The organism is Shewanella sp. 2_MG-2023, from assembly GCF_030548905.1.
Lineage (GTDB): Bacteria > Pseudomonadota > Gammaproteobacteria > Enterobacterales > Shewanellaceae > Shewanella > Shewanella electrodiphila.
On record NZ_JAUOSO010000005.1, the window covers coordinates 12,119 to 34,435 of the forward strand.

The following is a 22,317-nucleotide window of genomic DNA, read 5'->3' on the forward strand; positions in this document are numbered from 1 at the left end:
CATGCCAAAATAGATTAACATTTTTACATTGTTTTTGATTGTTTAAACATTTATCTGCCGATTTCTACTATGTTTATTAAACAATAATAATTGGGAATGATGGATGCAAAAAAGACTAGCGCTAGCTTTCTGTTTACTTGTGTTTGCCAGCAATGTGCAAGCCAGCGGGCTTTATTTTGAAGCGCGAAGTGACAGTATGGGCGGCACTGGTGTAGCTGCATCAAATCGTATTGGCGCAAGCTTTATTAATCCTGCTTTACTTTCCATTCTCACTCCCCATTCAAGTTATAGTGCTGCTGAGATAAAAAAAGCACAACAGTTCTCTTTGCTGCTTCCTGTTGTGGGGGCTGAAGGCGCCGATAGCGATAACATGATTGATAAATTCGACTCTTTGCAGGACTCTTATGATGGACTGGAGGCGGCAATTAATTCGGGTGATAGCAGTGATGTTGAAGGTTATCGAGATGACTTAGTTATTGACTTGGAATCATTAAAAGGCAATCGGGCCGAGTTATCAGCTGGGATCGGCGCTGCGATTGTTATTCCTAATGAACGTATGCCAATGGCCGTGTTTTATAAGAGTTATCTCGATGCTGTTGGTATTGCTGATATAGCACAGTCGGATATCGATACCTTAAATACATTAGATCCTCTCAACCCTCCAGCTGATATTACTGATTTAGATTCTCAAGGTGTTGTACTTGCTGGTGGGGTGACAGATTTTGGTGTGGCGTTAAGTTTTCCGTTATCGATTGTGAACATGCCAGTAAGAGTGGGGATTTCACCTAAGTTTCAACGTATCGACACTTATCATTATTCAGTGAACGCCAATAATTTCGATGCCGATGATTTTGATGATGATAAGTACCGCAATAATGAGAACGTATTTAACCTTGATATCGGGGTCGCTTTTGAGCCATTAGATGCCCTTACTATCGGTTTATCAGCACGTAATTTATTCAGTAAAACTATCAAAACGGTGGAAGCGCAAGGCCGTGAATTTCATTATCAAGTGGAGCCATTAATTACTGCTGGCGCTGCATATGATTGGACATCGATAACCTTAACCACAGATATTGACCTCGTTGAACAGAGCCGATTTAAAGAGTTTGATGCCGTTCAGTATTGGCGCATGGGAGGGGAGTTTAAAGCAACAGACTGGTTGTCGCTTCGTATGGGCTACCGTCATGATTTGAAAGATAACAGTGTCGATATCTACTCATTTGGTACTGGCTTTGCCATTGGTCAAGCATTCAAGCTTGATATGAGTGGTAGCTATGGTGAAGATGACGCCATTGGGGCAGTACTACAAACCTCTTATCACTTTTAGGCTGGCTTGGTGTAGACTCGCTTCGAAGCAATCTATCCTATTTCTAGTGCATACCTAGTGCATACCTAGTGCATACCTAGTGCATGTCTAGTGAGTTACCTCTTAGCCACTTTTATCCTGCCGACAATTCAATTAATGACTTTATCGTCAACACTAAGGCACTTAAGCCGCACAATACCAATGTGGCTGTGCGCGTTTTTTGTTTATCTACTTTGTTGCTGAGTTTGCCCGCGACAAAACTGCCTAAAAATACTGATGGTAAGAGCATTAAAGACAACCAAACATGCTTCATTTCAACTAAGCCAACGATGAATAAAATGATCATTGCAATCATAGAGCTGAATACAAAGAAAATCGATAATGCCGCGCGAAATTGCGGTGCATCTTTTCCGGCTAATAAAATAGCCAAAGGCGGGCCACCAATAGCGGCAATATTACCGAAAACCCCAGAAAGAATCCCAGCGATAAATAGCGTGAAGCGATTGACTGGTGCGGTGATTTTATAAAAACTTAGAATGACAGCACTGGCAACAATAAAGGCAATAGCCAGACCTAATATGGATTGCGGCGCAAAGACCAGTAATGCTGCGCCAAGAAAGCCGCCAGGTACACGGCCAATGAGTGCATATTGAAGTCCGTTGAATTGCAGGGATGTGCGCTCACGTAATAAAGTAAGTAAAGCGATTGAAAAACCGCAAGCAATAACAGGGGCAGGTACAAGTTGGGGATCAATAATATATAGCAATGGGCTAGCAACAACAGCTAAGCCAAAACCAATAAGCCCTTGAGTGAGTGCACCGAGAAATATAATAGCCGATGCCAGCATCAAGGTTTGCGGATCGATAAATGCCATAGTGTTCTCTTTGAGTGCAAATTTGACTCAAGTATTGTCATATTGCGAAGAGGAGGGGGAGCTTATCAATGAAGGCTTACACCGTAATGTAAGCACAAAATTGATTTATTATCACACTTGCCAGTCAGCTTGAAAGCATACTGACAATAGACTTAGTCGTCTAAGTCTTCCCACTCAATACCCATTTGATCCATTAGTGCTTTTGCTTCACTTGGGATGCTATCAGGGCCTTCTTTAGATAAGTCATCATCATTTGGTAGAGGTTGACCAGTGTACGCATGTAAAAAGGCTTCACACAAAAGTTCACTGTTGGTTGCATGACGCAAGTTATTTACCTGACGGCGAGTACGTTCATCGGTTAGCACTTTTAGTACTTTTAAAGGAATCGATACCGTGATTTTTTTAACTTGTTCATTTTTTTTGCCATGTTCGGCATATGGGCTGATATAGTCGCCATTCCATTCAGTCATTAACTCACCTTTATACGATAGATTCGTGGCAGATTTTAACTGCTTATTTATTACAGTCAAATTATTGCTGTTATTCTATAACGAATACAAATAGATTTCTTTATGTTTAGACGTCTAAACGTCTAATTTGTGTTGACGATCTGATTTAGCTTAGGTACATTTAGCCATCTAGACATCTCTGTGGTGTATTATTCATGAGTGTGTCAATCTTCAGGAGATTATTATGACCAAACATCGCGCTGCTACACTTGCCGTTCGCCAAGGTATCGAATCCGATACTCAATATGGTGCAGTAGTCCCGCCGATTTATCTTTCGACTAACTACTCGTTTGATGGACACACAAACCCAAGAGAATTCGACTACAGCCGCTCTGGTAACCCAACCCGTTGCGTTTTAGGAGAGGCAATAGCCAAACTTGAAAATGGTGCTACAGGTGTTGTGACATGTACCGGTATGGCAGCGATTACTTTAGTGACTAGCTTGCTTGGTCCTGAAGATTTATTAGTTGTACCACATGATTGTTATGGCGGCAGTTATCGACTGTTCACTAATCTTGCCAACAAAGGTCAATTTAAATTAATCGTAGTTGATCAAACTGATGATAAAGCACTGGCAAATGCGATTGCGCAAAAGCCTAAAATGGTTTGGTTAGAAACTCCGTCTAATCCGTTATTACGTGTTGTTGATATCAAAGCGATTGTGGCTGCGAGCCATAAAGTGGATGCTTTAGTTGTTGTTGATAACACCTTTCTTTCGCCTATCTTGCAACAACCGCTAGAGCTGGGCGCTGATATTGTGATGCACTCGACCACTAAATACATCAATGGTCATAGTGATGTGGTTGGCGGCGCTGTTGTGGCTAAAGATGCTGAACTTGGTGAGCTATTACATTGGTGGTCAAACACTTTAGGTCTGACAGGTTCAGCCTTTGATAGCTATCTAACTTTGCGCGGCATTCGTACATTGGCTGTACGTATTCGTGAGCATCAAACCAATGCACAACGAGTGATTGAAGTCCTTCAAGCCAGTGATGTTGTCGAAAAAGTATATTACCCAGGGTTAAAAGACCACCCAGGTCACGATATTGCCGCTAAACAGCAAAAAGGCTTTGGCGCTATGTTAAGTTTTGAACTTAAAGGTGGCGAAGCTGAAGTAGTCGCTTTCTTAGAAGCCTTATCAATATTCAGTGTTGCTGAAAGCTTAGGCGGAGTGGAAAGCTTAGTTGCCGTACCTGCGACAATGACACACAGAGCAATGGTACCAGAAGCCCGTTATGAGGCTGGTATTAAAGATACATTGCTGAGATTATCAGTCGGTATTGAAGATGCTGAAGATTTGATTACTGATATCCAAGCTGGTTTAGCTGCAGTTGCTGAGCTTTAAGCTAATAAATTAGATTGTCATAAGTTAAGTCAGTAAGATTTTATTGTTGCCATATTCAGTCAATATGGCAGCGCAAAAAGTGGTTTAAGGAGTTACAAATGACCCGCAGTCATTTACATAAGTTTGGTGGTTCAAGTTTAGCGGATGCTGATTGCTATCGCCGCGTCGCCCATATATTGCTTACTCATGGAAACTGTGATGATTTAGTCGTTGTGTCTGCTGCGGGTAAAAGTACTAACTTTTTGTATAAGTTATTATCGCTTCGTGAAACAGGTGAATTGTGGCAAGAAGAGCTGCAAGTACTTGTGAGTTATCAACAAAACCTCATTGAACAACTTCTTTCAAATGAACAAGCTCGTGATTTACGTGAACGATTATCTACTGATAAGTCTCAACTTATCAGCTTACTATCCCTTGAGCAGCGAAATGAGTTCCAACTTAATCATGTCCTGAGTTTTGGTGAACGTTGGTCAGCTAGACTCATGGCTGCTTTGTTACGTGAATCTGGCGTGGCGGCAATTAATGTTGATGCGTGTTCTATTCTTGTGGCAGATGAAGGCGTAGTGCCAAATATTCGCATTGAAGAGTCACGTCAAAGAGTGCAAAAACTTCTTGAAGCACACCCTGATGAGCGTCTAGTGATCACAGGGTTTATTTGCGCGAATCAACATAACGAAACCTTATTACTGGGCCGTAATGGCTCTGACTACAGTGCGACGTTAATTGCCAGCTTAGCGGACATTGAACGCGTGACAATTTGGACTGATGTAGAAGGGGTGTTTAATGCCGACCCTAATAAAATCAGTGATGCAAAGTTACTTAATAGCATGTCGCTTGCTGAAGCTGACCGCCTTGCGCATTTAGGCTCCCCTGTGCTTCACAGTCGCACACTACAACCACTGTTTGATACCAATGTTAGCTTAGCAGTGCGCTCAAGCTATGCATCACATACCGACTTTACCTTAATCGCGCCACAAAGCTCATCGGCAAGTGCGCCAGTGGTGACTAATCTAAACGAAGTGGTGCTGTTTCGGATTAAGCAGCAGTCACCAACACAAGACCTAATTGATTTACTCGCCCAGGAGGGGATTGCTCCTCTAGCCTACTGGACATCGGCGCATCATAAGGTCGAGTTAGCTTTTACGCTTGAGAATCAAAAGCAAGTACATAGTTTAATTGAGTTACATGCCGAAACGCTGGCGATCACTGATATCTGTGTGAATAACGATTTAGGCCTAGTTGCTCTAGTAAGCGCCGATGCCGAACATTACCGACGTAGTTTTGCGCGTTTATTAAGTCGTGATGCTAAACCTTTATATCAAGATGGATTAAGTCTTGTCACTTTAGTGCCTAAACCACAAGTGAATTTATTGACCCAAAAGGTCCACCGTCGCTGCGCAGGCCCGCGCATGCGAATTGGTGTTTTACTGTTAGGTGTCGGTAATATTGGTGAAGCATGGATCGATCTATTTCAACGCTCATCAGCATCATTAAACCGTGAACTAGAAGCGACAGTGCAACTAGTTGGTTTGTTGAGCTCGAAAGAGGCATTAATTTGTCCTCAAGGTATTGATATCAATAACTGGCAAGATGACTTTGATACCACAGCTAAAAAGTGGGATTACCCAAGTTTATTCGAACAGTTAGAACAGCTTGATTGCGATGAGTTAGTTGCATTAGATATTAGTGCTAGCGCGAGTTTAACACTGCAATACCCAGAGTTATTTGCACGCGGCATTCATATGGTGAGTGCAAACAAACTCGCCGGTTCTGGACCATTGCCGTTTTACCGTGAACTGAAACAACAGCTCAGTAATCGCCGCTTATTTTGGCGTTATAACGCCAGTTGTGGCGCAGGATTACCGATTCAACATGCATTAAATGACTTGCGTAATAGTGGTGACGCGATTGAAGCGGTTGGCGGTATATTCTCGGGTACATTATGTTGGCTGTTTGAACACTATGATGGGCAAAAATCATTTTCTGAATTAGTGATTGAAGCACGTGGATTAGGGATAACAGAGCCCGATCCTCGCGATGATCTTTCAGGTCGAGATATGCAGCGCAAGTTGTTAATTCTGGCACGTGAAATTGGTTTTGAAATTGAACTTGAAGATATTGTTCTAAACTCTTTAGTGCCAGAAACGCTAGCGGATTTATCTTTGGATGATTTCTTAGCACGCATCGGTGAGTTAGACCAAAGCATGTTGCAACAATTTACAGCGGCATCAGAGCAAAACAAAGTACTTCGCTATGTGGCATCACTCGATAAAGTCGATGGCAAGATGCACGCTGAAGTGGGCATTCAATGGGTTGATTCAAATCATCCTTATGCCAACTTAACCCCAGGCGACAATGTGTTTGTTATTCGCAGTGCATTTTATCAAGGCAACCCATTGATTATTCGAGGTCCAGGCGCGGGTAGAGAGGTCACTGCGGCAGCAGTGCAGTCTGACTTAGTACAGATCTGTAAGGACCTACTGCAAGAGTAAACCGTGCTGTAGTTTAGTTTTACATTACTTATTAAAGGCTTATTCCTAAATGGGATAAGCCTTTTTTTCTAGCTAAATATTAGGGTTAGTCTATTAATTAGCATTCAATTGATTTGTACGAAAAACATTCTATTTAAGTGTGCCATTTTTGTTTATAGTGGTATTAAGTCGGAGATGGACTTCAACAAGAGGCTGATAAATGGATACAAAAAATCGTTTAAAAGATGACTGTTTGACGAGTGTAAATTCTGCCGTGTTGAGCAGTATCTTTTTATGCAGTGTTATGAGTTTTAGTGTGATGGCTAATATTCCTGACGAATCACCAAAGGAGTTATTGCAAACAGTGCCAGCAGCAGCTCAAGTTTGTCTAAGCTGTCACGGCGTAAATGGTGAAGGGCTCGGTGTTGTAGGGCCTCGTTTAGCGGGGTTGTCCAGCGAGTATATTGCCGCACAAGTGAGTCATTTTCAGACTGGTTCTCGTCAAAATCCAACAATGATGGCTATGGCGATGACAGTCCAAGGCGATAACATCAAAGTGGTATCGGACTTTTTTGCTGCTAAACCAGTGGCTGAGATCAAGCTTCAGTATCGTGGTGATAAAGTGGTCATCGACGACATTGGCGAGAAACTGGCATATCAAGGGGATTGGCAACGGGATATTCCAGCTTGTACCAGTTGTCATGGTCCGTCTGGTATTGGCGCGGGTCAGTTTCCTCGTCTTGCCGGACAAGAACCTACTTACCTTAAGAATCAATTATTGGCATGGCAGTCAGGAACCCGTAAAGGTGATGTTGACAATATGATGGGCAGCATAGCTAAAAAGCTCACCGCTGCAGAAATTGATGCGTTAACTCAATATTTTTCGGCTCAGAAATAAGGACATACGATGAAGCGATATTATTTTTCAGCGGCGGGTGTGTTATTTAGCATGAGCATATCGGCAGCAGAGTTACCTGATAGACAAGCACAACTTCCCTCAGTGGCGAAAGAGGCAAATGCGCAATACCTTATGCCAAGTCCATTATCCAGTATCCCTAAAGGCGAGTTCGGCGATAAAGTCAGAAAAGGCTATCAGTTATTTGTTAATAGTCAGCAAATGCGAGATACCTACGTTGGTAACGAACTAAACTGCGTGAATTGCCACATGAATGCGGGGAATAAAGCCAATGCATCACCATTGTGGGGCGCTTATATGGCGTATCCAGCTTATCGTAAGAAAAACGATAAAGTGAATAGCTTTGAAGAACGAATTCAGGGCTGTTTTACCTATTCAATGAACGGTAAAGCGCCTGAATCTGGGAGTGAGCCCTTGGTGGCGATTTCAGCTTATTCATATTGGTTAGTGATGAGTGGATTGATGAATCAATTTGGCATTACTGGACCTGTGCCAGAAATGACTGATGTTGAGTTGCTTAAGGGCGGTAATAGAGAAGATTTCCCTTTACCTGAAACTGTCACTTCAAAGCTCGATCAAAAGGAGCTGACTATGCTACCAGGACGAGGTTTTCCTAAGTTAGCTAAGCCAGAGTTAGCTTATTCTGTTGAAAGGGGCGAAGCGGTTTACCAAGCTCATTGTCAGACTTGTCATGCTGATGATGGTCAAGGTTACAAAATGGCAAACGTGAGTGCGTTACCACCGTTATGGGGGCCTCAGAGCTATAATTGGGGGGCAGGCATGCATCGAGTCAATACCGCAGCTAATTTCATTTATGAAAATATGCCATTAGGTAAAAGTATTCAGCTAACGGTTCAACAAGCTTGGGATGTAGCTGCATTTGTTAATGCCCATGAGCGTCCTCAAGATCCGAGATATAAAGGTAATGTCGCTGAGACTCAGGCAAAATATCATCAGCATGAAGGTTTTTATGGAAAACCCAGTGCAGTAGATCCCTCAGTGATATTAGGTTCTAAATCTTATCCTATCTTTCCAGCGTCTAAATAAGAAACATGGGTAATGAAACATGAGTAGGGAAACATATAATAAAGCCTGAGTAAGGAAACATCCTTTAAAACTTCAATCATCTACGGTGCTTCGGCACCGATTTTTTGTTTTATACTGTGCAGCTACTGGCAGAAAATGAAACAGTTAGCTTTTAAACTTAACCCGTGAAAAATTAACTGAAGTCATATTCACGTGAAGTTAGGGTAACAAGGTATTTATAAGAGATGACAAAGAAAGAAGTTGTGCAGGTATATCGCCATCTTGAGTCTGACAAAAAACAACAAGTGGCTGAGCCATTAACGTGCCCAATATGCCTTAAAGAAAATAAGTGTGCTGTGACAGCGGGTTTATCAATAGAAAGTTGTTGGTGCTTAACTCAATCTGGCAAAGCAAAAATAGATCCTGAGTTATTAGCGGGACTATCTGGTAAAGCCTGTATCTGCCAAAGCTGTTATCAAAAATTAACCCAATAACTAAATGAGATCTTATTTAAGTTGTGAGGCGAATTAGCATTGTTGAGTGCGAGCTTTACGCTGCGTTAATAATGATTGTTGATTTATTGTTAAATTCGCATGGTGATGTTGAAAGTGGTTGATATACTTAATTATCATCACATTAGGATCAACATCATGATAAAAAAAATACTCCTAGTTCTTGCTGTCATTATTGCTATTCCCTTCATTACCGCACTTTTCGTGAAACAAGACTACTTTGTCGAGCGCAGTATAGTGATTAATCAAGCTAATGAAACCGTATATGACTACGTTAAATACCTAAAAAATCAGAATGATTTTAGTAAGTGGGCACAGATGGACCCTAATATGGAAAAAACCTACAAGGGTAATGATGGCAGTGTAGGATTTGTGTCAGCGTGGGCCAGCAAAAACCCAGACGTGGGTGTTGGCGAGCAAGAAATTATTAAGATAATTCCCAATCAACGTATCGATTATGAGCTGCGATTTTTAAGTCCTTTCGAAGCCACATCGCCTGCATACATTAGCTTTAAACCCATTGATAGTAATCAAACTCAAGTTAATTGGGGGTTTAGTGGACATATGAATTACCCAATGAATTTAATGATGCTATTTATGGATTTTGAAACTGTGATTGGTAATGACTTACAACAAGGTTTGGATAATCTGAAAGTCATACTCGAAAACTAGTTAGATATTCTACTTCCCTCAAAGAACATGAGAAGGGAAATTATGTTATGACCCCCTAAAGGTGTAACACTCATTATAATGGTAAATATCTATGAATATGTGGGTGAACTGAATGAAAGCATAGTTCTTATAGGAACTGTCTTTTCTTTGCTGATTAAGATCGGGTAGGGGCGATATTGGTAAACTCATTTCTGCCCCAAGATTTGTTAGCAGCTTTAGTCAGCTAATGATTTCTAGGTTTGAATAAACATCTAAATCAAAGTCTAAATCAACGTCGTGGCGCTTCGCCCACACCAGAGCAAGAAGGGTGAAACTGCTCACCCCTCTTGCATCTCCCCTGCAGCCCCGGCGAAATTTTCTGAAAAGCGAAAGATTTCCAACGGGGGGATTGATCCAGCTTTAAACTTCGTTTGTTGATAGCTTCGGTCTTATTCGAAAATGCTAACGCTTCCGATGGTGCATCCCTGCACCGCGAAAGCTAGCCTGACGTCCTGTCAGGCTCACGCTATTTTCTCTGCGTTCTCAATTCAAATGGAGTCTTTTAAATGCAAGATCTACTAGCTTTAGCTCTTTAAATTATCACCAATATAGTCAAATCGAAGAGACAATAAACCCAGTGTAGATGCGTTCAAGACCTTCGAAAACATGGCGAAGTTTCACCGTGTGAAACGCTTTGAGCGAGAGGCATGGATGCCGAACTGGCCGTTTAACATGGATGTTATTTGTTTTCGCAGAGCCCACAGGGATGTGTTTACGGCGTGTCTTGGATGCATCTGCACAAAAGGTCGCTCTTTCACATCCATGTGATCGCGACATTCAGTTCATCCTGAACATCCCTGCGGCAGGCAATGGATTAGATTAAAGTAATGGTCTTGAGTAACTAGCCCAATTTATATGAGGTATAAAATTGTTGCTCTTAAAGCGTTTCTGTCCAGAAACGTGTTACATACCCATGTACGCATAAAAATCCTTTATAAATACCTCGTTACATGTCACGAGGTATTTATAAAATTATGAAGGCACTACAATATTAGTAGTGTCTTTTTTAGTATTTTAATCTAATCAATATGCTGATTTTATACAGTTAACGGCATATTTTTAGATGATTATCGTGTTGGTGTTTCCAATTTATGTGTAATGAAGGTAATCTGAATCCTCTTCTATTTGTGTCATGCCAATAGAAGCAATAGTTGCTGATAAACGCTTATGTGATGACAACAACTAAAAATAATGAAAATAACAATAAATACTTAACTCATTATGAGGTTTTCGATGGAACAAGTGACAGCGATTGTAAATACGATAAACGGCATAGTATGGGGCGTTCCCATGCTGGTGATGATTTTAGGAGTGGGATTATTTTTATCCATTGGATTGAAATTAATGCCAATCCTAAAATTAGGCACAGGCTTTAAATTATTATGGTCAGGACGTGATTCTTCTGATGATAAACATAAAGGTGAGATCAGCCCTTTTAATGCGTTAATGACCTCTCTTTCTGCCACAATTGGTACTGGTAATATTGCGGGTGTTGCGACCGCTATTTTCCTAGGTGGCCCAGGGGCACTGTTCTGGATGTGGTGTACTGCTTTAGTTGGGATGGCAACTAAGTTTGCTGAAGCTGTATTAGCGGTTAAGTTTCGCGAAAAAGACGGTAATGGTAATCATGTCGGTGGCCCGATGTATTACATTAAAAATGGTCTAGGCAGTAAGTGGGCTTGGTTAGGCACAGCATTCGCAGTATTAGGTTCTCTAGCAGGTTTTGGTATTGGTAATACAGTGCAGACCAACTCTGTTGCTGATGCTATGAGCAGTAACTTTGGCGTTCCTAATTGGGTTACTGGCGTAGTATTAATGGTATTAGTAGGTGCTGTATTGATGGGCGGTATTAAGCGTATTGCTGATGTTGCTGGCAAGCTGGTGCCGTTAATGACCTTATTTTATATCACTGCGGGTTTAGCGGTATTGGTGGTTTATGCTGACCAAGTTCCTGCAGCATTTCAATTAATTATCCACAGTGCATTTAACCCTGTTGCTGCGCAAGGTGGCTTTGCAGGTGCTGCAGTATGGGCTGCCATTCGTTTTGGTGTGGCGCGTGGTGTGTTTTCAAATGAAGCGGGTTTAGGTAGTGCGCCGATAGCCCATGCGGCTGCGCAAACTAATGAGCCTGTAAAACAAGGCTTAGTGGCGATGTTAGGTACATTCATTGATACCATCATTGTGTGTTCTATTACTGGATTAGCAATTATTGTCTCTGGCGCTTGGACGTCAGGTGAAACGGGCGCTGCACTAACATCATTTGCTTTTTCACATGCGCTGCCAATGGGCAACTATATTGTCGCTGTTGCACTTGCGGTATTCGCATTTACCACCATTTTAGGTTGGAGTTTTTACAGTGAAAAATGCATGCAGTATTTATTTGGTGACAAAGTGGTTAAGCCATTTAGATTAGTTTGGACTTTGGTTGTACCAATCGGTGCCGTCAGTTCACTTGAGTTTATCTGGCTACTTGCTGATACATTAAATGCAATGATGGCAATTCCAAACTTGATTGCACTGGCTCTATTAAGTCCAGTGGTATTTGCATTAACCCGAGAGTACTTCGCGAAACAAAAGGCTAAAGCCTTAGAAAGCTAATGAGCGATTAGAATTATTCAACAAGGCATACACAGGGAGTGTATGCCTTTTTTATAGGGAAATATTCACATGAACCTTTTAAACAGAATACTGCTATTAAGTCTATTTACTTTAGTTTCATTGGTTATTGCAGGCTGCAATGGGTTATCTTTTAGAACCAATGCTGATGAATATATTACTTATCAAGGCGTTGCATCTACTGTGGATATTTATCAACCTAGTGAGCTGTATAATCATGATAATGAACCTCTTGGTGAAGTGATGACGACTTTTTGCGCTAATACTCAAGAGGCAATCGAATTTGGTGCTCCTAGTATCAATACACTGCACAAAGAATTAAAAGTACAAACAAGAGAAAGAGGCGGAAATGCGCTCATCATTACTGAATGTGGCAAAGTGATTTATCCGGCTTGCTCTATTTATCTAGAGTGCAGTGGTCTTGCATACTTTTTAAAGTCTTAATATTAGGTTGGAGCTGAAGCCTGAAAAGAGTTAGCGCTGCAATAGTTTGCTCAGGCTAGAATAATTCATCATCTAGGTTTTTACGTAATTCTGCTTGTTCTAAATAATCATCTAAACGACGTTTCACTTGTCTTTTCCGTTCAATAATCTCAGCTGAACGCTTATTTCTAGGCGTGACCATTGCTTCAATTTCTGTGTCATTGGGAATGGTTTCTGTAATATTGGCCATCGTTCTACCCTCTATATCATTCTTGACTAACGGTTTAGCGTGAGTCGTAACACCAGTGCTAAATGTAAAGGTAAACCTGCCCTGATTGTTCACAGGTTAGTTTGTGCCGGTAACGTCAATGTTGAATGGAACTGAAAATAGGACGGAAGAATGTCTGCGCTAACACCTCATCAGTCATATATTTTGAATGTAGCAGGTATTTAAATTTTTGCTTAATTGTAGAATCGAAAATTTTATTATTGCCATTAAAAACGCCACTCTGAATGAGTGGCGCTTTTAGTGCTTAACATGCTGTAATCATACTTCCTCAATTGAGAAAGTAATGTTTAAGCCTTATAAACCGAAGCTATATGAGTAACCTAAAACAATTTTAGCGTCATCTTCATCTAAGTCAGTATCAGATGCAGTGAATGACACTGTACCGTAATCTGTATCAGCGCTCAGTGACACATTATATTCAGAGTAGCTATCAGTATCGAACCAGCTCATGATGACATCACCATCAGAGTAGCCGTAATGAACGCCCAGAGACAATTTTTCAGTCAATGGGAACGTTAAGTTAGCTTGTGCATACATCATGTCCGCAGAGTCTAATGGCTCAGCAGCAATATCGTCACCACCATTGACAGTGTGAGAGTATGAAACATCTAACCATTTCCATGCTAGACCTACTGTCACTTCACCAAAATCAACACTTCCTGGTGAATCTGGGTAAGCGTAGTACAGGTAGTTGATGTCATAGCTTAAGTCTTCAGTAATGTTACCACCGTAACCCGCATAGATATCTAGCTCGTAACTTGTGCCATCACCAAAATCGACATTTGAAGCCCAACCGCCAACATAAAAGCCAGAATCAGCAGCGTAATCAATGCCACCTTGCACAGCTGCGCCGTTATCAGTTTGGCTTACACCGCGCCAAAGGTAATTTGATGTCGCTCCGATGTTACCTGTTACTTCTGCTAAAGCAGAACCACTGAGTAATAAACCTGTTGATAGCGCAATAGCTTTATATATCGATGTTTTCATTTTCATTCCCTCAAGTTTTTCTTATCACTGAACTTGTTGCTTAGTAATCGGGCAGCAATGTTCAATGTTGATTTTATCTGTATGAGGTATTGCTAATGGTGTGCCATGTTTGAAATTGCTACATTTTCAGATGTTTAGCTGTTTCTGCACCGACTTGTAGCAAAAATGTTGCATAGATATGAAGCAGGGTTGCACTTTTAGTGTGCAAGATTTGTGCGCTATTCCTGTACTTTAAACCTAGTTCTGTAGAAAAAAGGCATAAAAAAACCTCCCATAGGGAGGTTTTATAATTCAAGCTGTTAATTTAATTAACGCTATCTTTCAGTGTTTTACCAGCTTTGAATTTTGGTACAGTCGCTTCAGCAATTTGGATTTCTTTGCCGGTTTGTGGGTTACGGCCAGTACGTGCTGCACGAACTGAGGTTTCAAAAGAACCAAAACCTACGATAGAAATCTTGTCACCACTTTTCATGGCTTCAGTAACAGCTTCTTCAAAAGACTTTAGTGCGCGACCAGCTTCAGCTTTAGTCAGCTCAGCATTTTCTGCAATTTTTGCAATTAATTCACTTTTGTTCATGTTGTATTCTCTGCTTTCCATAGATGTGTTTATTTAAAACTAGATTAACATGCCATAAGCCATGGGGGTTTAAAAGCCTTTTATCTGATTAATGTGTAGCGATAAGGCATTTTGGCGACATTTAAGGCGTAAAATAGCCAATTGGGCTATTTCATCAGTGAAAATGACTAGTGACGAAGAGCCAAAAGTCATTACTTTTTGAGCAGGCTATTCTTCTAATAGTTGGTAAAGCAGTTGTTTGACGAGTTTTGGTTCGAAAGGTTTGTCACATAAGGCGTTAACACCGGCACTGGAAACGTTACTTAAATGAGTGTCGTTTGCTTCAGAGGAGACCATTAAAATCGGAATATGTGATTGCTGGCTTTGGTTACGAATGTATTGAGTTAATGCTAATCCATCAACACTAGGCATATTGTAATCAGTGATGACCAAATCAAACATTTGTTGTTGCATAAGCTCAATGGCTTTAGCGCCATCTTCGGCTTCACTGATAATTCTTATCCCTAAATTACCTATAGTGCGTTTAATGACGTTACGTGCCATTCGGCTATCATCGACAACTAAAGTTCGGATATCTTGGACATCGAAATGACTCAAATCTAATTCATCATTACTAATGAGGTCGATAGTTGAATTTAGCGCTGTAGCCAAATGATCGGCATCAAATGGTTTAGGTAAAATTGCCACGACACCAGATTGTCTGAATATTTCTAATTGCTCACGACGACATTCGCTAGAAACCAGCATGAATTGAATATCTTGATAGGCTGATTTTTGTTTAATAAAACTTAAGAGTTCTGTGGCCTCACCATCTTCAAAATGTAATGCACTAACAATTAAATCAGGTGTATGGCGGGCAATGATGTCTTTAGCTTCAGTAAGATTGGATGCTGTTTGAATGCTATCAACACCTTCTTGGTGCAATTTAGCAATGATGATTTTTCGTTGAACCTCTGAAGGCTCCAACAGCAAAATCGACAGTTCACTGGGTGATAAATGGCTCATGCTACTTCTTCTTTTTTTTGTAATTGAGTCTTATGCTGTGCATTTTAACCTAAGGTTGGCTTTGAATATACTTATAACACCCGAATGGTTAACAAGTTCGCTGCAAGTACTCTTTGGTTTTTTGACTGAATGCGACCCAATATTGAAAGCTGAGAATGAGCAGTACGGTTAAGGCGATTGCTGGAATGGGAAGCTCAGTACCTTGAAACTCTACTTTTACATCTTCAGGGGTGATTTGATAGGCAATGATGGCGGTCGTGGTCAGTGCTAACGCGGCTAATGTTTGAATACCTAAGTAAATTTTAAATACCATGCTAGCCCAATGGGTTCGCTTTATAAGGCCGAAAAGTACCGGGATCACGCCAATAGTAAACAAGTCTATCCCTTGGATGGAGTATGAACGCAATAATGCAAGAATGGATAACAAAACATAAAATGTCATCAGAATAATGAGTCTGCGTGGTGGTTTGGTGCTGATAGGACTGAGTTTATTCATAGCGATTAGATATAGGCTGTAAGGTTTTAGATTTTATGTGGTGTAGAATACCGCGAGTAGAATCAATTTTGTGAGTTGTTTGCAAAAGAATTTAGGAAAAGTGAAATGACAGAAGCTGACTTTTGGTCACTGGTAACCCGAACTGAGCCGCAGCAATCTGAGCAGCAATGCCATGACGCATTAAAAGATAAACTGACGCCACTAGATGATGGATCATTAGCTGCATTCGATAAAATATTCGGTCAACAAATGCGACGCAGTTATAACTGGGATATATGGGGCGCAGCTTACATCATCACTGGATGTGATTCAGATTATGCCTTTGCTGAATTTAGAGGCTTTATTTTGTCATTAGGTGAGCAGTGGTATAACAAGGTGATTGCTGACCCTGACTGCCTAGGTGATATTGAGTTGTGGCCCACAAAAGACGATTCGGCTTACCCGTTTATTGAAGATTATGATTTAATTGCTGGTCAACTGTATGAAGATAGAACGGGTGATGAGTTACCCTTTATTCCTTCAGGTCAACATACACCACAAGGTAAAAAGTTCAGCACCAAGAAGAAAGACTTAAGAAAGAATTATCCTAAGTTGAGTGCACGTTTTCCGTTTTAAACTTACCTGTATTATAAAGCTGGACTCTTTTCAAATTCTTGAAGAAAAAATGCAGTCACTGCTTAATCAGTGACTGCATTTTTAGTTGTATACGGTAGTTGGCTAATTATCCATCACATACTTCTGAGCGTGTATCGAAATCTAAACCACGTTGTTCGCACTTTTGGTCTAAAAACTTACTTTCAGCGGTCTTCATTTGCTTGTCGAAGTCTTGATTTAGCTCGGCAGAGTACTCTTGCTCTGCAGAAGCCATATGTTGAACCATTAATTGACGATGTTCTTTAATCGCTTGCTCTCCTTGAGCATCAACATCAAATTGATAAGCGAAACTAGAAGATGAAACGACTAAAGCAATAAAGAAAGTTGCGGCTAAAGATAGTTTTTTAGTCATACCAGTCGTTGAGAAAGTCGTTTGAGTTGAGATGTTGTTCATATTATTACTCCAGTCATACACGTAGGTTTGTATTGGCGCTAATTCCTTGAGCGATAATTGCAGTGACGCTAACAGAGTTTTGTTTAACAGCTACCTTGTATTGGTACTGTGCGTTTGCTTGGGATGTATATTAGCGAAGTCTTGCTGAATGCAAACTGAACAGTGTTTGATGTATTTTTGAGCGTTTAGTTGATTATCTTGTGTCTATATAGGCATATTTCCTACAGCAAAGTTAACTGCTTTACGTTAAGCTGATATACAGGTTAAGTTTTTATACTAGTGGCATAGATTAGGTTTTAGATAGATATAGCCAGGAGACGACAAATGAAAGTTAAACATCTACTTATTGCAGGCGCATTAATGTGTAATGTTGCTATTGCAGATGAAGAAGTGATTGCGAACCCAATGACAGAAGAAGGGGTTGTAAAAGTCGAATGGCAAGAGCCTAAGAAATATCGCGACTTAAAAACGGCTACTGAAGTCAAATCCCGTTTTCAACAACGCTTTTTCGATACGATTACCGAAAATTTGAACAAAGAAGCTGAGAAAGTGCTTAAACCAAATCAAAAGCTTGAAATGCAAGTTTCAGATGTGGATTTAGCGGGGGATTTACGTCCTACATTTGGCGCAACAACTGCCAATGAGCTTCGTATCGTGAAGGATTTATATCCGCCAAGAATGACTTTTACTTACAGCATCACTGAAGGTGATAAAGTGATTATGGCAGGTGACGAGAAACTTATTGATATGAACTTTATGTATGGCACTCATTCAACTCGCAATCAAAAGCCGTTTCAGTATGAATCCACCATGCTAAAAGACTGGCTTAATAAAACGGTTGCACCAAAGCTTTAGGGCTGACATTTGACCCATAGCCAAGTATGCAAACACACAAAAAACAGCTTAATTGAATTAAGCTGTTTTTTGTTGGTTATGATTTGAGAAATAAAAGCCATTCTTGGCAAATTTAGCCTGCTTTTTAGCTTCTGCACTGAGCATAGATAATTCATGATCACTGGTTTGTATCGTCAAATTCGGTGATAACACCCCTACGCATAATGAGATCAACGGATGAAGTACTTTTTTATCCTGACGATCATTGGCGTATACGGTTTGGGCTTGCCAGTGTTCAGTTGAGTAATAGGTCCGTTTACTTTTTTCAAATTGCGCAACGATCATTTGAAAATGAGTAATAGCCTCAGAGCAAGTGCTGATCATCACAAAATCATCGCCGCCAATATGGCCGACAAAGCTATGTTCGTTCTGGTAATGAGTGAGCAGATTAGCAACTTCCATAATGACTTCATCGCCACGTGAAAACCCGTAGATATCGTTATAAGGTTTAAAGTGACATAAGTCGAAATAGGCCAAGTAGAAGGCTTTCTTTTGGGAACGTAATCGTTTCAACTCTTCTTGTATGGGTACATTTCCCGGCAAATTGCTCAAGGGATTAGCGTGTCTTGCGACTTTTATTCGGTATTCTGTTATGCGTTGCAATAAATCTTTAGTGTGGCCAATACCGATAAGTTTACCCTGTCGAAGAATGATAAATTGCTGCGCTACTGTGGTGGAGTGCTCAGAAGTGAGTAATTGGCTGACCGTTGACAGTGGCTCGCTGGCATCGATTTGAAAGACTTGCTTATCCATTACCGCACTTGCAGGGTGATTTTCATGTAAAGCTCTGCCATAGGGTGTGCTAAACAACTCTAAAATATGATTACGGCTAACAATACCTTTGGCTTGTCCATTATCTGCGATAACAATCGCTTGAAGTGCAGGCTGGTTGATGAATTGCTCGCTGAGTTGTTTGAGCTTAGTCTCTGGAGTCGCGATATTAGCAGGTGCACATAGGCTTTCAGCTGTTTCGCAATAGCGATTTTGCGGCGCTAATGGTGCTGATACTAATTCCGAACTCATGTATGTATTGGGTTTGATATTAGGGCGCCCTAACAAATACCCCTGACAATATGTGACTCCCAGTTGTTTCAGCATGGTGAGCTCAGCAGGTGTTTCTATGCCTTCAGCAATCACTTTACAGGTTAGGTTTTGGCATAGTTCCACAATGGAGCGAACGAATTCTTGCTTAACTGGTGTGCTATCTATCTGATGAATAAAATGACGGTCAATTTTGACGTAGTCAGGGGCTAATTCTGACCATAAACGTAATCCAGAATATCCAGCGCCCAAATCATCAATTGCGGTTAAGAAACCTTGGTTACGATAGTGGTTCAAGCAGTCTTTGAGTAAATCGATATCATCAGCGGGATACTGCTCTGACAGTTCAATAACAACATCTTCAGGGCGCAGTCCCATTTGTTTAATGAGTTGTAAGGTTAAGCCTTTGGGATGATCAGGGTCGAGAAGGGCTTTAGGTGAGATATTGATGAATAACTTGCCTTTCAACTCGCAGGTTTTAAATGCATTAATTGAGATGCTGCGACATAAGGTTTCTAACTCGCTGAGTTTATCCATATGCTCAGCAGTTTTGAATAAAGGCACAGGAGAAAAAAGCGGACTATGTTCAGGGCCGCGGCTCAATGCTTCAAAGCCATGCACTTTCTGGTTAGTGATATTAAAAATTGGCTGAAAAATGGCATTGATAGATTGTTTAGCAATTATCTTATTCAGTTCTTTTTCTAAATCTATAACGCTCATCTAATCAATTCCATAGCAAATTAATTCATCAGTCTATGGCAGGAAAATGACAGAAATATGTCGTTAACAGTGAAATAGAGTTTAAAACCAAAGTATTAAAAGTTATGTCATATATCGCTACTTTTGCATTGGTAGGTTGAGGAAGGGGCATGTAGAACAAATAAAAAAGCAGCCTAATGGCTGCTTTTTTATTTGGGGCTTAAACAACACTTATTTAGTGTTTTGTTTAAATAAATGCAGCGTTTTCAATAACGCTGCAATTTTTTGTACGTGAGCTTCAAGTGCTTCTGGTGGAATATGACTAAGGCCTTGTAGCTCTTCTAACTCATTTGCAAGTTCCTGAACATACGGCAAAAAACGATTACTTTTTTGCGTAAAACCTTGTTCTTCAGTAAAGATTGCCACAAACTTACCATGGCCAGCTTGACGTAATTCGTCGAGTCTTTTATCGGCATCAATGGCTTGACGGTATCCTGTTTGCAGACTTTCTTTTAATTGCTGGATAACTTGGGTATACGGCATGATAGCCTCATTCAACATCATAATATTAAGCTAAATTATAAGGGGCTGGCATGTTACTAACAAGTCAAACGAAGGGAAAAGTGCCAATGATGCAACGCTTTGGAGAAAATAAAAGGCTTAGCGGCATTATGATGCTGGTTTTCCTTTGCCTATCAAGTTTGGTTATCGCTGCAGCAGCTTTTGCAGCTGAGTCAGATAAACCGCCATTTTTTAAGGCTACATATCAAGATAAAACAGTATACGTATTAGGCTCTATCCACATTGGCAAGGCTGACTTTTATCCTTTACCGCTGCAAATTGAACAAGCATTCGTCGATTCAGAGGCGTTGGTTATTGAAGCGGATGTGACTAAAGCCAATGTGCAGCAATTATTACAGCAATATGGTTTTGCTACTGCGAATAAACAAAGTGATTTAAACCAACGTTATCCTATGTTTTGTGCCAAAAACCAAACCATGTGTGATGGTCTTAAGCCTTTGGCTACCTGGCTTCAAGCAAACCAAATTGGAGTCGCTCGGTTTGCATCATTGGGTTTTAGCCCGGAAGCTGGTGTTGATGTCACGTTTGTTGCGAGAGATCTGAGTAAACCGCTACTTGAGCTTGAAAGTGTACAGTTTCAATTTGATTTGATTTCATCATTTTCTGATAAGACCCAACAACAGTTACTCGATGAAGCGATTAATGCGACTGACGAGGATATGTTGGCGTTGATTAATGCATGGCGCAGTGGCGATCATAAAGCGATAGCCGACATAATGGAGGATCAAGCGGAAGACTCGGATGAATTGCTCGATAAGTTACTGTGGCAAAGAAACCACACTATGAGTAAACGTATTTTCGACATTCTCGCTGAATCCGATTACCAAACCTTATTCGTGGTGGTGGGCGCAGGTCATGTTGTTGGTCAGCAAACCGTTCCACAATTACTGCAACAAGCGGGTGCAACCGTTATCGATTGCTGGGATAAACAGTGTGACTAGAGTGTAAATAAAAAATATTTTATATGTTGGAATAACAGCCTAAAACGTATTTTTTTTACTGATGTATTACAAGTCGATGTATAATATCGATATTGAAACAATTGTGACGCAGTATTTAGTCAGTCTAAATACTGCGTTTCACTTAATACAGAAAGGGTGCTCTTTGAGTCACGATTACTCTATAGAACTAGCTTCGATGCCATCGTTGTTGTCACTATATCGAAAGATATTACTCACGCGTAAACCGGGTTGGGATCAGCAACCTTTGCCGAATGTTTATGTTCAAGCTAAAGGTATTAATGTTGCTGACAAAAAAGTCCGTCAATATGCAGATGTCTGTGAGTTCGATTTTGATGGCAAGGTATTACCGCCAACGTTCTTGTACGTACTTGCCTTTAGATTGCATGCAACTGTTTTTACTCATAAAGCGATTACCTTCCCGCTTTTAGGGATGATCCACTTAAAAAATAGCATTAGCTTGTATCGTCCAATTAATGCAGATGAAACCTTTGATGTTCAGTGTGAGCTCACCTCAAGCAAAACCACTGACACAGGGCTAGAGTTTGAATTAGCCTCTAAAATTTATGTGGGCGAAGAGTTAGTGTGGGAAGCATTATCAACTTATCTTTATCGTATTGAGTCAAAAGGGCGCAGAGCAAGACCACCACGTGGTTCAGATATGGTTTGGGAAGATGTACTCACTTGGAAATTACCAGAAGACTTAGGCCGACAGTATGCCAAAGCATCAGGGGATTATAATCTGATTCATTTGCACCCCATTGTGTCCAAACGATTTGGTTTTGAAAGAGTGCTGGCACACGGAATGTGGTCTAAAGCGCGTTCTTTAGCGGCGTTAATGCAGTTTATTGGCGAGCGTCCATTTAAAGTCGATGTGGAATTTAAGTTACCCGTGTTTATGCCATCTGAAGTGACATTTGCATTTGAAAGTATGGAAAACGGTAAGCGTTTTGAAATGCGAGATATTAAAGGTCGCCGTCCACACTTATTAGGCACGATGACCTACTTAGATAAATAGTTTGAGTAAC

Annotated in this window: 23 protein-coding genes; 13 read left to right on the forward strand and 10 right to left on the reverse strand. The window is 40.7% G+C overall.

The features are described from left to right. Nucleotides 1-103: 103 nt before the first annotated feature. A complete protein-coding gene (locus Q4600_RS06645; protein ID WP_303514842.1) occupies nucleotides 104-1,330 on the forward strand; it encodes a conjugal transfer protein TraF in 1,227 nt (408 codons plus the stop codon). A 112-nt stretch (nucleotides 1,331-1,442) separates the two neighbouring features. Here the strand turns inward: Q4600_RS06645 and Q4600_RS06650 are convergent, their stop codons facing one another. Then, nucleotides 1,443-2,183, reverse strand: a complete 741-nt coding sequence (locus Q4600_RS06650) for a sulfite exporter TauE/SafE family protein (protein WP_102526658.1) — start codon at nucleotides 2,181-2,183, stop codon at nucleotides 1,443-1,445. A 152-nt stretch (nucleotides 2,184-2,335) separates the two neighbouring features. Further along, complete coding sequence (gene metJ, locus Q4600_RS06655) at nucleotides 2,336-2,653, reverse strand: met regulon transcriptional regulator MetJ (RefSeq protein WP_102526657.1); 318 nt, start codon at nucleotides 2,651-2,653, stop codon at nucleotides 2,336-2,338. A 223-nt stretch (nucleotides 2,654-2,876) separates the two neighbouring features. On the opposite strand from metJ, the gene metB reads away from it, so the two are divergent. The 8 genes from metB (at nucleotide 2,877) to Q4600_RS06695 (ending at nucleotide 12,733) form a co-directional block, all read left to right on the forward strand. After that, complete coding sequence (metB, locus tag Q4600_RS06660; RefSeq protein ID WP_303514839.1) at nucleotides 2,877-4,037, forward strand: cystathionine gamma-synthase; 1,161 nt, start codon at nucleotides 2,877-2,879, stop codon at nucleotides 4,035-4,037. 98 nt (nucleotides 4,038-4,135) lie between these two features. Further along, on the forward strand, nucleotides 4,136-6,529 hold the full coding sequence (locus tag Q4600_RS06665; protein WP_102526655.1) for a bifunctional aspartate kinase/homoserine dehydrogenase II: 2,394 nt from the start codon (nucleotides 4,136-4,138) through the stop codon (nucleotides 6,527-6,529). Nucleotides 6,530-6,812: 283 nt separating this feature from the next. Further along, the gene (locus Q4600_RS06670) at nucleotides 6,813-7,406 is read left to right on the forward strand and encodes a c-type cytochrome (protein WP_229371312.1); all 594 of its coding nucleotides are present in this window, start codon (nucleotides 6,813-6,815) and stop codon (nucleotides 7,404-7,406) included. 9 nt (nucleotides 7,407-7,415) lie between these two features. Beyond that, on the forward strand, nucleotides 7,416-8,471 hold the full coding sequence (locus Q4600_RS06675) for a c-type cytochrome (protein WP_303514836.1): 1,056 nt from the start codon (nucleotides 7,416-7,418) through the stop codon (nucleotides 8,469-8,471). Between the two features lie 224 nt (nucleotides 8,472-8,695). Then, on the forward strand, nucleotides 8,696-8,944 hold the full coding sequence (locus tag Q4600_RS06680; RefSeq protein ID WP_102526653.1) for a cysteine-rich CWC family protein: 249 nt from the start codon (nucleotides 8,696-8,698) through the stop codon (nucleotides 8,942-8,944). Nucleotides 8,945-9,100: 156 nt separating this feature from the next. Continuing rightward, the gene (locus Q4600_RS06685) at nucleotides 9,101-9,634 is read left to right on the forward strand and encodes an SRPBCC family protein (protein WP_102526652.1); all 534 of its coding nucleotides are present in this window, start codon (nucleotides 9,101-9,103) and stop codon (nucleotides 9,632-9,634) included. Between the two features lie 1,272 nt (nucleotides 9,635-10,906). Continuing rightward, nucleotides 10,907-12,271 (forward strand): sodium:alanine symporter family protein, encoded by a 1,365-nt coding sequence (locus tag Q4600_RS06690; RefSeq protein ID WP_102526651.1) that lies wholly within the window; start codon nucleotides 10,907-10,909, stop codon nucleotides 12,269-12,271. Nucleotides 12,272-12,340: 69 nt separating this feature from the next. Then, nucleotides 12,341-12,733: a hypothetical protein gene (locus tag Q4600_RS06695; protein ID WP_303514830.1), complete on the forward strand. Its 393-nt coding sequence runs from the start codon at nucleotides 12,341-12,343 to the stop codon at nucleotides 12,731-12,733. A 55-nt stretch (nucleotides 12,734-12,788) separates the two neighbouring features. Here Q4600_RS06695 and Q4600_RS06700 read toward each other — a convergent pair whose 3' ends face one another. The 5 genes from Q4600_RS06700 to Q4600_RS06720 all read right to left on the reverse strand — a co-directional run bounded on the left by Q4600_RS06700 (nucleotide 12,789) and on the right by Q4600_RS06720 (nucleotide 16,012). Beyond that, nucleotides 12,789-12,962, reverse strand: coding sequence for a hypothetical protein (locus Q4600_RS06700; RefSeq protein WP_198589520.1), 174 nt, complete (start codon nucleotides 12,960-12,962; stop codon nucleotides 12,789-12,791). Between the two features lie 333 nt (nucleotides 12,963-13,295). After that, nucleotides 13,296-13,988, reverse strand: coding sequence for a TorF family putative porin (locus tag Q4600_RS06705; protein ID WP_102526649.1), 693 nt, complete (start codon nucleotides 13,986-13,988; stop codon nucleotides 13,296-13,298). A 304-nt stretch (nucleotides 13,989-14,292) separates the two neighbouring features. Further along, the gene (locus tag Q4600_RS06710; RefSeq protein WP_102526648.1) at nucleotides 14,293-14,565 is read right to left on the reverse strand and encodes an HU family DNA-binding protein; all 273 of its coding nucleotides are present in this window, start codon (nucleotides 14,563-14,565) and stop codon (nucleotides 14,293-14,295) included. 207 nt (nucleotides 14,566-14,772) lie between these two features. Then, nucleotides 14,773-15,570, reverse strand: a complete 798-nt coding sequence (locus Q4600_RS06715; protein WP_102526647.1) for a response regulator — start codon at nucleotides 15,568-15,570, stop codon at nucleotides 14,773-14,775. Nucleotides 15,571-15,658: 88 nt separating this feature from the next. Next, nucleotides 15,659-16,012, reverse strand: coding sequence for a hypothetical protein (locus Q4600_RS06720; RefSeq protein ID WP_241906346.1), 354 nt, complete (start codon nucleotides 16,010-16,012; stop codon nucleotides 15,659-15,661). A 159-nt stretch (nucleotides 16,013-16,171) separates the two neighbouring features. Here Q4600_RS06720 and Q4600_RS06725 point away from each other — a divergent pair, with 159 nt between their 5' ends. Beyond that, the gene (locus Q4600_RS06725; protein WP_229371277.1) at nucleotides 16,172-16,681 is read left to right on the forward strand and encodes a DUF4240 domain-containing protein; all 510 of its coding nucleotides are present in this window, start codon (nucleotides 16,172-16,174) and stop codon (nucleotides 16,679-16,681) included. 106 nt (nucleotides 16,682-16,787) lie between these two features. Here Q4600_RS06725 and Q4600_RS06730 read toward each other — a convergent pair whose 3' ends face one another. Continuing rightward, nucleotides 16,788-17,114: a hypothetical protein gene (locus Q4600_RS06730; protein ID WP_102526644.1), complete on the reverse strand. Its 327-nt coding sequence runs from the start codon at nucleotides 17,112-17,114 to the stop codon at nucleotides 16,788-16,790. Between the two features lie 324 nt (nucleotides 17,115-17,438). Between Q4600_RS06730 and Q4600_RS06735 the strand changes: the two genes are divergently transcribed. Continuing rightward, complete coding sequence (locus Q4600_RS06735; RefSeq protein ID WP_102526643.1) at nucleotides 17,439-17,969, forward strand: DUF3016 domain-containing protein; 531 nt, start codon at nucleotides 17,439-17,441, stop codon at nucleotides 17,967-17,969. 57 nt (nucleotides 17,970-18,026) lie between these two features. Here the strand turns inward: Q4600_RS06735 and Q4600_RS06740 are convergent, their stop codons facing one another. Both Q4600_RS06740 and Q4600_RS06745 read right to left on the reverse strand, forming a co-directional pair. Next, entirely contained in the window at nucleotides 18,027-19,769 is a 1,743-nt protein-coding gene (locus Q4600_RS06740) for a GGDEF domain-containing protein (protein WP_303514816.1), read from the reverse strand. Between the two features lie 210 nt (nucleotides 19,770-19,979). Next, the gene (locus Q4600_RS06745; protein WP_229371285.1) at nucleotides 19,980-20,291 is read right to left on the reverse strand and encodes a prephenate dehydrogenase; all 312 of its coding nucleotides are present in this window, start codon (nucleotides 20,289-20,291) and stop codon (nucleotides 19,980-19,982) included. Between the two features lie 50 nt (nucleotides 20,292-20,341). Here Q4600_RS06745 and Q4600_RS06750 point away from each other — a divergent pair, with 50 nt between their 5' ends. Then, complete coding sequence (locus tag Q4600_RS06750; protein ID WP_303514813.1) at nucleotides 20,342-21,271, forward strand: TraB/GumN family protein; 930 nt, start codon at nucleotides 20,342-20,344, stop codon at nucleotides 21,269-21,271. Between the two features lie 163 nt (nucleotides 21,272-21,434). Next, nucleotides 21,435-22,307: a MaoC/PaaZ C-terminal domain-containing protein gene (locus tag Q4600_RS06755; RefSeq protein WP_303514812.1), complete on the forward strand. Its 873-nt coding sequence runs from the start codon at nucleotides 21,435-21,437 to the stop codon at nucleotides 22,305-22,307. The last annotated feature ends 10 nt before the right edge of the window (nucleotides 22,308-22,317 follow it).